General features: G+C 43.4%; 13 protein-coding genes. 5 read left to right on the top strand and 8 right to left on the bottom strand.

Annotated features, from left to right (window positions below; translation table 11 throughout):
• Window positions 1–6: 6 nt before the first annotated feature.
• From ABIO93_RS05400 to glyA, 4 genes are all read right to left on the bottom strand, one after another.
• Window positions 7–1,365, bottom strand: coding sequence for an aspartate kinase (locus ABIO93_RS05400; protein WP_348065227.1), 1,359 nt, complete (start codon window positions 1,363–1,365; stop codon window positions 7–9).
• A 46-nt stretch (window positions 1,366–1,411) separates the two neighbouring features.
• Entirely contained in the window at window positions 1,412–1,909 is a 498-nt protein-coding gene (ribH, locus tag ABIO93_RS05395; protein ID WP_348065225.1) for a 6,7-dimethyl-8-ribityllumazine synthase, read from the bottom strand.
• 110 nt (window positions 1,910–2,019) lie between these two features.
• A complete protein-coding gene (locus ABIO93_RS05390; protein WP_348065223.1) occupies window positions 2,020–2,721 on the bottom strand; it encodes a tetratricopeptide repeat protein in 702 nt (233 codons plus the stop codon).
• 163 nt (window positions 2,722–2,884) lie between these two features.
• Complete coding sequence (gene glyA / locus ABIO93_RS05385) at window positions 2,885–4,189, bottom strand: serine hydroxymethyltransferase (protein WP_348065221.1); 1,305 nt, start codon at window positions 4,187–4,189, stop codon at window positions 2,885–2,887.
• 361 nt (window positions 4,190–4,550) lie between these two features.
• On the opposite strand from glyA, the gene nagB reads away from it, so the two are divergent.
• From nagB to dxs, 5 genes are all read left to right on the top strand, one after another.
• Window positions 4,551–6,491, top strand: a complete 1,941-nt coding sequence (gene nagB / locus ABIO93_RS05380; protein WP_348065301.1) for a glucosamine-6-phosphate deaminase — start codon at window positions 4,551–4,553, stop codon at window positions 6,489–6,491.
• Between the two features lie 492 nt (window positions 6,492–6,983).
• Window positions 6,984–8,870 carry a DNA mismatch repair endonuclease MutL gene (gene mutL / locus ABIO93_RS05375; RefSeq protein ID WP_348065219.1) on the top strand — a complete coding sequence of 629 codons (1,887 nt, stop codon included), beginning with the start codon at window positions 6,984–6,986 and terminating at the stop codon, window positions 8,868–8,870.
• Window positions 8,871–8,929: 59 nt separating this feature from the next.
• The gene (locus ABIO93_RS05370) at window positions 8,930–9,715 is read left to right on the top strand and encodes a rhomboid family intramembrane serine protease (RefSeq protein ID WP_348065217.1); all 786 of its coding nucleotides are present in this window, start codon (window positions 8,930–8,932) and stop codon (window positions 9,713–9,715) included.
• 3 nt (window positions 9,716–9,718) lie between these two features.
• Entirely contained in the window at window positions 9,719–10,633 is a 915-nt protein-coding gene (locus tag ABIO93_RS05365; protein ID WP_348065216.1) for a rhomboid family intramembrane serine protease, read from the top strand.
• Between the two features lie 84 nt (window positions 10,634–10,717).
• Window positions 10,718–12,658 carry a 1-deoxy-D-xylulose-5-phosphate synthase gene (dxs, locus tag ABIO93_RS05360; protein WP_348065214.1) on the top strand — a complete coding sequence of 647 codons (1,941 nt, stop codon included), beginning with the start codon at window positions 10,718–10,720 and terminating at the stop codon, window positions 12,656–12,658.
• A 500-nt stretch (window positions 12,659–13,158) separates the two neighbouring features.
• Here dxs and ABIO93_RS05355 read toward each other — a convergent pair whose 3' ends face one another.
• The 4 genes from ABIO93_RS05355 to ABIO93_RS05340 all read right to left on the bottom strand — a co-directional run bounded on the left by ABIO93_RS05355 (window position 13,159) and on the right by ABIO93_RS05340 (window position 14,676).
• Window positions 13,159–13,578 (bottom strand): transposase, encoded by a 420-nt coding sequence (locus ABIO93_RS05355; protein WP_348065212.1) that lies wholly within the window; start codon window positions 13,576–13,578, stop codon window positions 13,159–13,161.
• A gap of 74 nt (window positions 13,579–13,652) precedes the next feature.
• On the bottom strand, window positions 13,653–13,967 hold the full coding sequence (tnpB, locus tag ABIO93_RS05350) for an IS66 family insertion sequence element accessory protein TnpB (RefSeq protein ID WP_348065210.1): 315 nt from the start codon (window positions 13,965–13,967) through the stop codon (window positions 13,653–13,655).
• Window positions 13,968–14,000: 33 nt separating this feature from the next.
• Window positions 14,001–14,309: a hypothetical protein gene (locus ABIO93_RS05345; protein WP_348065208.1), complete on the bottom strand. Its 309-nt coding sequence runs from the start codon at window positions 14,307–14,309 to the stop codon at window positions 14,001–14,003.
• 91 nt (window positions 14,310–14,400) lie between these two features.
• Window positions 14,401–14,676, bottom strand: a complete 276-nt coding sequence (locus ABIO93_RS05340; protein ID WP_348065206.1) for a hypothetical protein — start codon at window positions 14,674–14,676, stop codon at window positions 14,401–14,403.
• Between the last annotated feature and the right edge of the window lie 327 nt (window positions 14,677–15,003).

Genomic DNA, 15,003 nt, shown 5'->3' with positions numbered 1-15,003 from the left:
GATAGCTTATGGTGCTGTAAAAATATCTCTCATGGCATCCTCATAGTAAAACAGTCGCTCATTCAACACATTAAGCGCTTCTGCTTTGTATTTGGAGTGAATCAATAACGAAAGATTGTGTTCCGAGGCACCATACGAAATCATTCGTATAGGAATGTGCTTCATGGCGTCCAGCACTTTTAAAGCGATACCTTCTTTATCCGCACTGAAATTACCTACGATACAAATGATGTTCTGATCACGGTCATGTTCCTCTAAATCAGCGAATTCTTTCAATTCTGCACTGATTTTGTCCAGGTTTTCGGAGTTATCAATCGTGACCGATACCGACACTTCCGATGTAGTGATCATATCCACCGGTGTTTTATATTTCTCGAAGATTTCAAAAACCCTACGAAGAAAGCCGTAAGCATTCAGCATACGGGTCGAATGGATGTAAATCGCCGTAATGTTGTCTTTGGCGGCAATCGCTTTAATGTCGCGGTCAGATGTTTGATTGGCGATCAATGTGCCGGGAGCTTCCGGCTGCATAGTGTTTTTCAACCTAACGGGAACGCCTCTTAATTTGGCAGGGGTAATGGTGCTCGGATGCAAAATTTTCGCCCCGAAATACGCCAGCTCCGCAGCCTCCTCGAAAGTCAGCTCGCGAATAGGAAATGTACGTTTCACAATCCGGGGATCATTATTATGCATTCCGTCAATGTCGGTCCAAATCTGAATTTCATCCGCACGGATCGCTCCTCCGATCAGGGATGCGGTATAGTCAGATCCGCCTCTTTTCAGGTTATCTACCTCTTCACGGGGGTTGCGGCAAATGAAGCCTTGTGTGATGATCGTCTGCTTGTCTGTATATTGATTTAAAATCGTGACCAGCTTTTCCTCAATGGTAGCGAGCTCAGGTTCACCGTCGGCATCTATACGCATAAAGTCCAGCGCAGGAAGCAGTACGGAATTTTCTCCATTTTCTTCCAGATACGACTGAAACATTTTGGTACTCAGTATCTCGCCTTCCGCAACCAGTTCCTTTTCTTGTTTAATGGTAAATGGTTTGATACCTACCAAAGATTTGATAAACCCAAACTCATTGTCCACGATCGTCTGACCATTCGCTAGGCCTGCAGGCGTAGCATATAGTTCTTTGATGAACAAGCCGTAATGTGTTTTCAGATCTTCGATCAAAGCGGCAGCTTTGGCATCGTCAAACGCCTTGGCTGCTTCACCGATGGCGATCAATGCATTGGTAGACCCTGAAAGTGCTGATAGTACGACAATTTTCCGGCTTGGATCGCTATTAAGAAGTTCGCGAATCGAATGCATGCGTTCAGGCTTTCCAACCGAAGTGCCGCCAAATTTCCAGACTTGCATATTTTAATTTTGAATTATGAATTTTGAATGAGTGAATGTTGGGTGGTTATCCCTGATTGATTTGTGCTTTCAAGCCTAACATTTTGATGGCTGTCATGGCTGCCTCGTCTCCTTTATTTCCGTGTACACCACCCGATCGCTCCAAAGCCTGCTCCATATTATTGGGTGTCAGTACCCCGAAAATTACCGGCTTGTCTGTTTTTAGGCTTACATTGGTGATACCTTGTGCCACAGCATGGTTGATGTAGTCATTATGCTTTGTTTCTCCCTGAATCACTACACCCAGTGCGATCACGGCATCAATGTCGTTGCGTTGTGCAAACCATTGAGCCCCTAATGTAAGTTCGAAGCTTCCGGGCACATTACCTCTCACGATATTGGCAGCAAGGGCACCATATGTAATCAATGTCTGAAAAGCTCCCTCAAAAAGCTTCTCGGTTACCTCACTATTCCATTCCGCTACGACGATTGCAAATTTGCGGGCACTAATGTCCGGAAGGCCTTCGGTTGTAAAAACGCTTAAATTCTTATCCGCACTTGACATAATAATTGATTTTCAGAAATCTCTATTGGAAATATGAATGTTGAAAAAATAAAAAAAGGATAAAACCTTTGTCGGCTTTATCCTTTTTCAGAAACAGAAATGGTTAACCATTATTTGCCGACCTGTCCCTCTAATAATCCCATGTATTTCTTAGCGTTAACCACTTCCGATGAAAGAGGAAACTCATCAATAACACGTTTATATGTCGCAACAGCATCAGGAGCCTGGTTTGCTTTTTCCTGAGCGATAGCTAGTTTCATTAAATATACCGGCGTAAAATATTCGTTTTTTTCGTAGTCAGCAGCTTTCTGGTAGTAAGAAATAGCGTCAGCTGGCTGGTTTTTTTCAAGATATGCGTCTCCGATCAATGATTGAGCACGAGCGTGAACCAACAGGTCAGAAGAACTGAAAGACTGAAGGTGGCTGATCGCGTCATCATATTTACCTTGTTTGAGCAAAGCAACACCTGCGTAGAAGTTAGCAAGGTTGCTGGCATCAGTACCTTTATAACTGTCTGCAATGGACAACAAGCCTTCGTTTCCGCCGCTACCGTTCAATGCTTTTTGCAGAGAATCTGCTTCAAAATCATAAACTACACTTGCAAGCGCATCCTGAGCTGTTCCTTCCTGGCCGTCAATGTAAAAACGATACCCGGCAAACGCCACAACGGCAACCAGTATCGCTCCACCAATCCCTAAAACTATCTTACGATTTTTTATAAAAAAAACCTCTGCTTTATTGATTTGGCCAGCTAGTGCTTCCGGAGTTTCAATAATTTCAAGCCCGGACTCATCCGTGTTTTTCTTGCTCATATCAATTAATTCGATTTTGGAGTGCAAAGTTATGAAAACTTTATTAAGTCAAAACAAGTTAGCGCACAATTCTTTAAGATATAGACGTTCTGCCTTACATTGTCTGTAAACAAAAACTGCGTGACAGCAGGGCCATCACGCAGTTAACGTATTTTATAATTTATCAGATATATAACGGATACTGCTTCATCCAGTTATTAACTTCCTGTTTAACAGCAGCAATTTTAGCATCTTGATCATGGTTAACCAGTACTGTGTCCAATAAATCAACGATACGCTCCATATCCGTCTCAACCAAACCACGAGTGGTCATAGCAGCAGTTCCTACACGAATACCTGACGTGACCATCGGTGATTTGTCATCAAACGGCACCATATTTTTATTAATGGTAATATCCGCCTTAATCAATGTGTTTTCGGCTAGCTTACCAGTCAGTCCTGATTCGATTCCGTTTTTAGTGCGAAGGTCGATCAGCATTAAATGGTTGTCGGTTCCGCCAGAAATGATGCGGTAACCCTTATCAACAAATGCTTTTGCCATAGCCTGCGCATTTTTCCCAACCTGGGTAGCGTAGTTGTAATAGCCTTCGCTCAATGCTTCACCAAATGCAATCGCTTTTGCTGCAATGATATGTTCCAATGGCCCACCTTGCGTACCCGGGAAAACTCCTGAGTCCAGCAATGAAGACATGGTACGCAGCTGGCCTTTTTGTGTTTTGATACCAAAAGGGTTTTCAAAATCATTACGCATCATAATCACACCACCGCGTGGGCCACGCAAAGTTTTGTGTGTTGTAGTAGTTACAATGTGGCAATGATCGAACGGATCATTCAAAAGACCTTTTGCAATAAGACCGGCAGGGTGAGAAATATCTGCCATTAACAATGCGCCTACCTGGTCAGCAATAGAGCGCAGACGCTCGTAGTCCCAGTCGCGGCTATACGCGGAAGCTCCGCAGATCAATAGTTTTGGACGCTCTCTTACCGCAGTTTCTTCAACTTTATCCCAATCGATCAAACCGGTTTCTGCCTCAACGCCATAAAATACAGGCTGAAAATATTTTCCTGAAATGTTAACTGGCGATCCGTGAGTCAAATGTCCGCCGTGGGCAAGATTGAAACCCATTATTTTGTCGCCCGGATTCAGGCAGGCAAGAAAAACAGCAGTATTAGCTTGTGCTCCTGAATGCGGCTGTACGTTAGCCCAGGTAGCACCGAAAAGTTCTTTCAGACGGTCGATGGCGATTTGCTCGATCTCATCTACTACTTCACATCCGCCATAGTATCTTTTTCCTGGCAATCCTTCGGCGTATTTGTTGGTCAGTACACTCCCCGACGCTTCCATTACCTGTTTGGAAGTAAAGTTTTCAGAGGCAATCAGCTCGATACCAGATTCCTGGCGGTGCTTTTCTCTGTTAATCAGATCAAAAATGGTAGTATCACGTACAACGCTTGTGAGTGTAGACATGGGATTTATCAGAAAAAAATGGTGTGATGTTTTCGTAGAATAAGCCGCAAAAATACGAGCAATTCTTTTGGAATAAAATAATTACACTTACTTTATCTCTCCATGAATGCCGCTCTACAATTTCACAAGCCTCGAAATAGCCGCATTTGAAGTAAAAAGAGTAGTTTTAAGTAAAAGTTATTTTTTAAATTTTTTTAATAATATTCGTTTTGAGTTGTACTTTTGCACAACCGAATTAGTCTTGCGTGATCGAACACTCAGGCATAAATCCAGTAATTCACTGCTCCGTCTATTCGCAAACTCTTAAAATAAATTCAAGCAAATTATGAGCCAACAAACGGTGAGTCCCCAAACAATTTTGATGCAAGCCTCCGCTAACGGAAAAGGCACAGCCGGTACCATCGGCCAGCCTATTACCTACGAGAAAATACCTACGCAGATATTTGCCGATTCAAAGGAAGCTTCCAATGCGGTTGCGAAAGAGATCGCGGATTTGATCCGTCAAAAGCAAAAAGAAGGTAAGCCTTGTGTTTTGGGACTTGCAACAGGGTCGTCTCCCAAAACTGTTTATGCGATTCTTGTGAAGATGCATAAAGAGGAAGGCCTGAGTTTTAAGAACGTGATCACCTTTAACCTGGATGAGTATTATCAAATGGAGCCGGAATCCATTTATAGCTACCACCGGTTCATGAAAGAGCAGCTGTTCGATCATATAGATATTCCAAAAGAAAACTTTTTCCTTCCCGACGGAACGGTACCTCCTGCTATGCTGCGCGAATACTGTACTTCCTATGAGAACAAGATCAATGCAGTAGGCGGACTGGATTTCCAGTTGCTGGGTATCGGTGGAAACGGCCACGTTGGTTTTAATGAGCCAGGGTCGCTGATCAACTCCCGCACCAGACTGATTACACTCGATCATTCAACACGGGTTGCAGCCGGAATGGAATTTGGCGGCTTGCATAATGTGCCTCGTAAAGCGATTACATTGGGTGTTGCTCCTATTTTGAATGCACGTCGGATCGTTTTACTTGCATGGGGTGAAAGAAAAGCTGCGGTGATCCGCGGCGCTGTGGAAGGACCGGTTACCGAACTCAACCCGGCTTCTTACCTGCAGGCGCATCCGGATGTATCATTCGTTGTAGACGAAAGCGCCGCTACCGAACTGACCCGTATCAAAACACCATGGGCGGTTGACTCGGTGATCTGGGATAATAAAATGATCAAAAAAGCGATCACTTATCTTTCCAGTGCATTGAACAAACCGATCCTGAAACTGACAGATAAGGACTATAATGATAACGGGATGAGTGATTTGCTGGCCCAATATGGTTCAGGTTACGAGATCAACATTAACGTTTTCAACCAATTACAACATACTATTACCGGCTGGCCGGGTGGCAAGCCTAATGCCGACGACACACATCGTCCGGAAAGAGCGCAGCCCGCCAAAAAGCGTGTATTGATTTTCAGTCCGCACCCGGATGATGACATTATCTCCATGGGCGGTACTTTCCAGAGGCTTGTAGATCAGGGCCATGAGGTACATGTTGCGTACCAGACTTCCGGTAACATTGCCGTAGCCGACGACGAAGCATTGCGTTTTATCGATTTCGTGGTTGATTTCAATAGTGGTTTTGGAATAAACAGTCCTGATGCAAACAAACTGTTCCTGGATGCCAAAGAATTCCTGAAACATACCAAAGACAGTGAAATTGATACGCCTGAGATCCGTAAGGTGAAAGGGTTGCTGCGAAGGGGAGAAGCGAAGGCTACTTGTCGTTTTGTTGGAATCCCAACCAGCCAGGCTCATTTCCTTGATATGCCGTTTTATGAAACGGGTACTGTTCAGAAAAAACCGATCGGAGAGGAAGATATTAAGATCATCGAAAACCTGATCGAAGAAATAAAACCACATCAGATTTACGCTGCGGGAGACTTTGCCGATCCACATGGAACACACAAGGTTTGCTGGGATGCGATCGAGGCTGCATTACAGCGCTCGAAACATAAAAATTTCATGAAGGACTGCTGGGTATGGCTTTACCGTGGTGCCTGGGCTGAATGGGATATTTATGAAATCGAGATGGCGGTTCCAATGAGCCCGGATCAGGTTTTGAAAAAACGCCAGGGGATTTTCAAACATCAGTCACAAAAAGACGGTGTGGTATTCCAGGGAGAAGATTCGAGGGAATTCTGGCAACGTGCCGAAGAGCGCAACCGCGCAACTGCTCATTTGTATGACGAGCTGGGACTTGCCGAATATGAAGCAATGGAAGCTTTCGTGAGATGGAAATTCTGAAAGCAGTAAATAAATAAAGCAAAAGCGCCCGGAAAGTTTCCGGGCGCTTTTGCTTTTGTATAAAACCTGATAAAATCGAATTTCAAATTATAACTCCATATCCATCCACATTCTCTGCGCCATTTTCTCGACCATAGTCAGTATACCTTGTAAGGCTCCGAATATGATACAAAGAGGCAATATTACCGGCAAAAATATAAGCCACTGTAATGCCATAGTAAAATTGAATCTTTTAAAAATGGGTGCTTTCATGTCAGGATCAGGTGATTAAGTAGGGAGTTTAGTATCCCAAGATATACAAAATATTTAAGGTCCACAAAAACTTGTTACAAAAATGTTCTATTATTCTATAAGATTTCAATAAATAATGTAATTATTTCGATTGAAATAAAAGTAAAAGAAGTCTCCCGCTCCTTACTACCCGCCAAATTTAGCCCGGCTGTTAAAAAATTTTTGTTTATTTGTTATAGTAAAATAAATACCAATCCGCACATGCCGTCTTTCGACATCATACAATTATTACCAGATTCCATAGCCAATCAAATCGCCGCCGGGGAGGTCGTTCAAAGACCCGCTTCTGTGGTAAAAGAGCTATTGGAAAATGCGATTGATGCGAAAGCAACGCATATTCAGGTCATACTCCGCGAGGCCGGACGGACACTGATCCAAATCATCGACGATGGTACCGGAATGTCACAAACTGATGCGAGAATGTCTTTCGAAAGGCATGCTACATCGAAGATCAGACAATCGGAGGACCTGTTCAGAATCCGTACGATGGGTTTCAGAGGTGAAGCGCTTGCTTCAATTGCCGCTATAGCCCAGGTTGAATTGCGTACGAGGCAGGAGTCGGATGAGCTTGGTAGCCTGATACGCATTGATGCCTCTGAAATCAAAACACAGGAGCCTGTGGCCTGTTTGAAGGGTACCAATATTTCGGTTAAAAACCTGTTCTTTAATGTCCCTGCGCGTCGGAATTTCTTAAAATCCAATTCCGTCGAAATGCGTCACGTGCTGGATGAATTTCAGCGCGTTGCCCTGGCACATCCTGAGGTAGCCTTTTCATTACACCATAACGACACTGAGGTTTTCAATCTGCAATCCGGAAAACTCGTGCGCCGGATCATTGATATTTACGGCAAAAGCTATCGTGAGCAACTTGCTTTCTGTCAGGAAGACACGTCCTACATTTGTGTTCGCGGCTACATTGGTAAGCCTGAATTCGCTAGGAAGACACGCGGGGAGCAGTTTTTCTTTGTAAACGATCGCTACATCAAGCATAGTTACATGCATCATGCGGTGATCAGCGCATTCGATGGTACTATCCCGGAGGGAAGTCATCCGTTTTATGTGTTATTCATTGAAATTGATCCTTCCCACATTGACATTAATATCCATCCCACCAAAACGGAGATTAAATTTGACGATGAGCGATCGGTGTATGCTATCATTATGGCTGCGGTAAAAAAAGCAGTGGGCGTATATAATCTATCTCAATCTATTGACTTTGATGATAATATCAATTTCTTGAATCCGTCGCCGTCCGATCAGAACCATAATCTGATACCAAGGACAGTTATGCCCGACTGGGCCGCCCAGTCCAGAAAAGATGAAGCCGGTCATTCAAAATCCAATCTGACTAACTGGAACAAGTTATTCGAAGGGTTACAGAACTCGGAGGACAGGAGCCGCGAGCTCGCTGCTTTTGAAATGAATACCACTACTGTTTCCAGACCGGCTTATCAGGAACAGGCCAAAACGGTGGCGAGTAAGGTAAACAGAATGGCTTCTGAAGTCATTTCGGCTCCTGAAAGTGATGCGGTCCTTTTTCAACTCCACAACCGGTACATTCTTTCGCAGGTCAAAGACGGGATCATGCTCATTGACCAAAAAGCCGCCTACGAGCGAATTCTCTACGAGCGATATCGTAAAATGCTTACTAACCGCAATGGTGCATGTCAGCAGCTACTGTTTCCGAAAACGATCCGGCTGACGCATTCCGATATGCAGCTGGTGCATGAAACTAAAAAGGAGATTCGCAGTCTCGGCTTTGAATTCGATGAATTTGGCTCCAATGAATTAATCATAAGGGGTATACCCGCTGATTTGCCCGAAGAAAGCGAACAAGACTTGTTCGAAGAGTTGATTGAGCAGTTGAAGCAAAGTTATTCCGATCTGAAACTCAATAAGCCCGAAAGTCTCTCACGATCGTTGGCAAGACGGTTTTCGGTACGCTATGCCGTCAAGCTCTCATTCGTTGAGATCCACACGCTCATTGACCAATTGTTTGCATCTACCGACCCAAACCGTACGCCTAGTGGTGAAGCGATTATCGTTTTATTGACTATGGACAAACTCAGCAGCATATTTAAAAACTAGGAAACAAAAATATGCAGCAAGCAGTTATTGAATTCTAATCCTTGATTTTAATATTTTATATGTTAGCCATAACCCCAACTGTCAGAAACCTACTTATCCTTAATATCCTTTTTTACCTGGTCGACTCCAGTGTCATGAATTTAAGTGAGGATTTTGCCCTCAGATCTTTGTTGTCACCTCACTTTCACATTTTCCAGTTCGTAACGTACATGTTCCTGCATGGCAGTTTGGGCCATTTGTTCAGTAATATGTTCGGGTTATTCATGTTCGGCCCATTGCTGGAAAGAATGTGGGGGCAGAAGAAGTTTCTGTTTTTCTACTTTTTTACGGGAATAGGCGCGGGCCTTCTTTTTTCAGGAATTGATTACTATGAGAACAGCCAGGTACGCCATGCTGTTGAGATATTTACACAAAATCCTACACCCGACGGGCTGGCAGAATTCATGAGCCAGCATGCAAAAGGCATTTACGAATCCAGTCTTGATTTTTTAAATAAATTTGAAGGAAATCCAACTAATACCAGCTATATTCAGGATAGTGTAAATTTTGTCAATGCTTATTACGAACGTTTGATCAATACGCCAATGGTAGGGGCTTCCGGAGCAATTTTCGGCATCCTTATGGCGTTTGGATTATTATTTCCAAATACTGAGCTTTTCCTGCTATTTGTTCCTTTTCCCATAAAAGCTAAATATTTCGTCGCTTTTTACGGTTTGTACGAATTGTATTCAGGGATTCAAAACGCTCAATCAGATAATGTTGCGCATTTCGCACACATTGGAGGAATGCTATTTGCATATATATTGTTGCGTTACTGGGGTACGCAAAAAACAAATTTCTATTGAAAGATGAGCAATATTGTTGACGACGTTAAAAGGGAATTCGCCAAATCAGAGAATGCACTGATAAAAATAATCTTGATCAATACCGCAGTATTCCTTGTATTGCTGCTTTTGAAAATTATACTGACACTCTCTCAGTCCTCGAATGTATACCTGGCAGTTATTAATTCCCTACAGCTTCCCGCTGCTACTAATGAGTTTCTATACAAGCCCTGGACGCTTATAACCTACTTTTTCACACACGACGACATATTTCATATTTTGTTCAATATGCTGTTCCTCTATTGGTTTGGAAAGCTTGTGGACGAGTATTTGGGTGCAAAAAGGGTGATCGCATTGTACATGTTGGGCGGTATTGCCGGTGGATTGATCTACATTGTTCTTTACAATATACTTCCATATTTCCAGGCTCATATTGTTGGATCAAGAATGCTGGGGGCTTCCGCTGCTGCATTTTCAGTGGCTGTAGGCGCTTCCACATTGCTTCCTAATTATACTTTCAATCTGATATTTTTAGGTCCGGTAAGGATTAAATTCATTGCGTTATTTTACATTATTCTTTCTTTGGCTCAAACAGTAGGGCCCAATGCAGGTGGCAACCTTGCGCATTTGGGCGGCGCGTTTGTTGGCTATGTTTTCATCAAACTATTGCAAAGTGGTACAGATCTTGGCAAGCCTCTGTATGCAGTAATGAATGGTTGGTCGAGACTTTTCCGAAAGCGGCCGTCGATGCAGGTAACTTATCGCGAAAGACAGGTGTACCGTAGTAGCAGTGTGTATTCTTCATCGTCTTCGGGAACTATTGAAATGCCGGATCAAATGGAAATAGATTCCATTCTTGACAAAATCTCCAAGTCTGGTTATGAAAGCCTTACCAAGGAAGAAAAGCAAAAGCTGTTCAAAGCTAGTCAGCAAAAATAAAAGTCAGATTTAATACCCATTTGCTTAATTTTGTTCATATTTTGAATAAAAACGGTTGCCGAAATCTGATTAATAGTCCACGACATGCTTATAACACCAGGGAAATTATTAGCTACAATTGATTCTCCAGAGGACTTACGTAAACTTGACAGTTCGCAACTTCCCCAGGTATGTAATGAATTACGTCAGTTTATAATCGACAATGTTTCTGTTTACGGAGGTCATTTTGGAGCTAGTCTTGGTGTGGTAGAATTAAGCGTTGCGCTTCACTACGTTTTCAACACACCCGACGACCAGCTGGTATGGGACGTGGGGCATCAGGCATACGGCCACAAAATACTCACCGGACGTCGTGATAATTTCCATTCCAACCGTACATACGGAGGGCTTTCGGGCTTCCCTAAAAGAAAGGAAAGCGTATATGATGCCTTTGGAGTAGGACATTCTTCTACTTCCATTTCAGCAGCCCTGGGTATGGCGGTGGCATCCGCATTGGAAAAGAATTTCGAGCGACAGCATATAGCCATCATTGGCGACGGCGCTATGACAGCCGGAATGGCTTTTGAAGGCATGAACCACGCAGGAGCAACGGATTCTAATCTGCTGATTATCCTGAATGATAACTGCATGGCCATTGATCCCAATGTAGGTGCATTAAAAGAATACCTTACCGACATTACCACTTCTCAAACTTATAATAAGTTCAGGGATGAGGTTTGGAACCTGCTAGGTAAGATGAGTAACTTCGGTAAAAGTGCTCAGGAGATTGTATCTAAGGTGGAAACGGTGATGAAAACCGCCATACTTCGTCAAAGCAATCTTTTTGAATCCTTAGGCTTGCGATATTTTGGTCCGATCGACGGTAATGATATCAGCCATCTGACAGAAGTTTTAAAAGATCTTAAAAGTATTCCCGGTCCCAAGCTGCTACATTGCCTTACAGTAAAAGGAAAAGGCTACGGCCCGGCCGAAAAGGACCAGACCAAATGGCACGCGCCTGGTGTTTTTGACAAAATAACTGGTGAAATAAAAAAGAAAATCTACGATACGCCTCAAGCACCGAAGTATCAGGATGTATTTGGTAACACGATTGTAGAATTGGCCAAAACCAATCCCAAGATTGTTGGAGTGACGCCGGCAATGCCGTCTGGATCTTCTCTGAATATCATGATGGAGGCCATTCCGGATCGTGCATTCGATGTCGGGATAGCAGAGCAACATGCTGTTACTTTCTCGGCAGGAATGGCTACTAGGGGAGATATTGTTTTTTGTAATATCTATTCCACGTTCATGCAGCGATCGTACGATCAAGTCATTCATGACGTTTGCATTCAAGAATTACCGGTTATCTTTTGTCTGGATCGTGCGGGATTAGTGGGAGCAGACGGACCGACGCATCATGGTGTTTACGACATTGCGTTTATGCGTTGCATTCCCAATATGGTTGTGGCTTCTCCGATGAACGAGCAGGAATTGAGAAATATGATGTATACCGCGCAATTGGACTCGTTCCAATCCGGTACACATGCTTTCACTATTCGCTATCCAAGAGGTACAGGAGTAATGCCGCAATGGAAGACACCGTTTGAAGAAATCAAGATAGGTAAGGGCAGATTGATTCGTAAAGGTTCCGACGTCGCAATTCTTTCATTTGGACCACTTGGTAACTTCGCTCAGCAAGCCTGTGAACTGTTAGAAAAACAAGGTATCTCTGTCGGCCTATACGATATGCGCTTCGCAAAGCCCTTAGATGAGGCTCTGCTTCACGAAATATTCTCTTCCTTTGACAAGGTCGTGACATTAGAAGATGGTTGCTTACAGGGAGGTTTTGGTAGCGCCGTTATAGAATTCATGACCGACAACGCCTATTCTTCTCAGGTGAAGCGACTAGGAATTCCTGATTTCATCGTAGAGCACGGTGAACCGCATGAGTTGTATCAGGAATGCGGTTTGGACACTCCAGGTATTGTTAATTCAGTCAAAGAACTGATATCAGCCAAAGCCATTCGGCCAGCTTTCTATTAGATTTAAGTTTCTTGATAGTAAAATCATCGTACTAGGAAGACCGGGGAGTGGCTCTAAATGGTGGAAACTCTACTTTCAGCCTTCTAAAAACCAGGGGGAGCTCAGTTATAATAAATCTAATACATAAATTTGTTCAACTTTTTGGTACAGTCCAAATGTATATTGGTCCATAGGGTTGTGTTAGTAGCTGTCAATAGTTATCCTTACTTGGAGTGGTTGTTTGCCCAATTTGATGGTCATGTGGAGAATATTGAGATTGTTTCAACGTTTTTGGAAAGCCAGAATATTTGAGGATACCTTCGGGCAATACGAACTGGCCTACGGGTAGATAAAACTCTCGCAATGTATTATCAATTGATTCAAGGCAAAACAACTACTTTTTTAGCTTGCCCCCAACTTTTCGGACTGATCCCAAGAAACTCTCCAAAACTATGCGGTCTGATTAAAAGCACAAACCTAGATAAATCATATCCAGGATCAAGTGGAATTCTTGGGGGAAGTTAAGCATAGATCTTCGAGAGCCTGAATAAGAAGAATGAGATGTCTCTCATGCCTCTTGAAGACGACCTAAAAAACTTGATTTTAGCATTGAATGACTCAGCCGAAGCGTTGGTGCTCCTAGTTGTCAAAATAATTGACAATAGTTTTGTCATGATTCTCAATTGATCGGGCAACAGTGATAGTTCTTCTTGCTGCGTCTGGTCGGTTCCCAGTTTAAACAGATTGATCTGGTTTACGTCCGTATGTATGCCGGCTAGTTTCTCATTCTTTTTACCAAATATATACCGCTTGTATTTATCAAGTTCAAAGTTCAGGGCCTGGATCTGTTCATCTTTCTCGGAGATCAATTCCAGCGACTTTTTATGTTCAGCAATCGCCTGCTCATAAAGTAATTTATAGTCCGTCGCTGTATCTTTCATAACCCGAAGATACGATACAAAACCAGCTCAGACAAGCTTTAAGGTGCTTTTTGGGCAGAGTTTCCCTGTGAGCCTCACATCTGTTTTGTATGCTGATAACGTTTTCTAAGGCGAACCGAATCCAGCATTACACCCTGTAAAAGAAGTGTTAACTGCTGACTGGTGATGGATATCCCTTCTTCCTTTGGCCATTCAAAAGTGCCTTGTTCCAGCTTTCTGACATACATCGCAAAACCGTCCCGATCCCATTGTAAGAGCCGGATCTGATTAAGTCTTTTGCCCAGAAAAACAAATACATCACCACTTGACGGATCAAACCCCAGTTCATTGCGTACCAGTCCGGCCAAACTGTAAATACCATACCGCATGTCCGTTGGGCTCTGGTACAAAAAGTACCGGCAGCAGTGAGATAAGCCAGCATATTAAAGAATGATCCTCTTGATAAATGAAGCGTCGAGAGATCCGAACAGCTCTATACGCGCTCCAGATGGAAAAGTAATGGCTGCCAGCGCCTGTTGATTTTGCTCAATTACATCCGGTAGTTGAACCGGTGTCTGGCTGAAACCACCGGTCGATACGACAGGAGTGGAATTCTTGCTGCGGATTTTTTTAACCCAGTAATTGAATTTATGGTATCCCATACCATTCCGATTGCAAAAAGCCTGTTTGCTTATGCCTTGCGTTCGCCACTGATCATAAAGTTCACGCATTTTTTCTGCTTCATTTCTCATGAAACAAGATTACGAACTATGCGGATCTGTTAAAATATCGTTTTATCAGACGCATACGTTTAATGCGGATTTCTTGCAATGCTTCAATTGGCTAATCCTTGCACGTGAAAACGTTCTGTGACGCGGGTAGCCTTAGGGAAACAACGTTGGCGATCATGGTCATGCTGCCAGCCATATCAAGCGTAATTTCGGACACTTTCTTGCGCAGGGATTCCGGGATTCTGCGGAGGACCTCAATGATAGTTTCGGCCTTGGTGCCAGCCATAATGGCGGCTATACTCCCGCAGCGGCGGCCGCCTTTACCGCCCTTTGCAGCTTTATTTGTAAGAATAAGTGTAGAGCTCACCACGGGAGAGACTGGTTTCATCTATTGATAGCTGTGCCCCAATTTTCAGGGTAGAGAAGCCACTTTTTCGCGTACCCTCTTTGATTCCAATCTTTAAATCCGCTCTGAAAATCCCGATACTGCCGTAATAAATCCTTGCCATTGACACCATAAAAACGGCCAATACTCCAAACATCATTAGCCCTCTTTCAGTTCGACAAATATTGATCCCGCATTCTGAGCGATTGTGCTTTGATTAAACGCAAAAACGCCATCCCTTATCAGGACGGCGTTTTTAATGGTATTGTGGCGACTACCTACTTTACCAGGTTTGATCCAAGTATCATCGGCGGTTCTGGGCTTAACTTC

It is taken from the genome of Dyadobacter sp., assembly GCF_039919315.1.
Classification (GTDB): domain Bacteria; phylum Bacteroidota; class Bacteroidia; order Cytophagales; family Spirosomataceae; genus Dyadobacter.
This window is presented reverse-complemented; position numbering and strand designations above follow the sequence as displayed.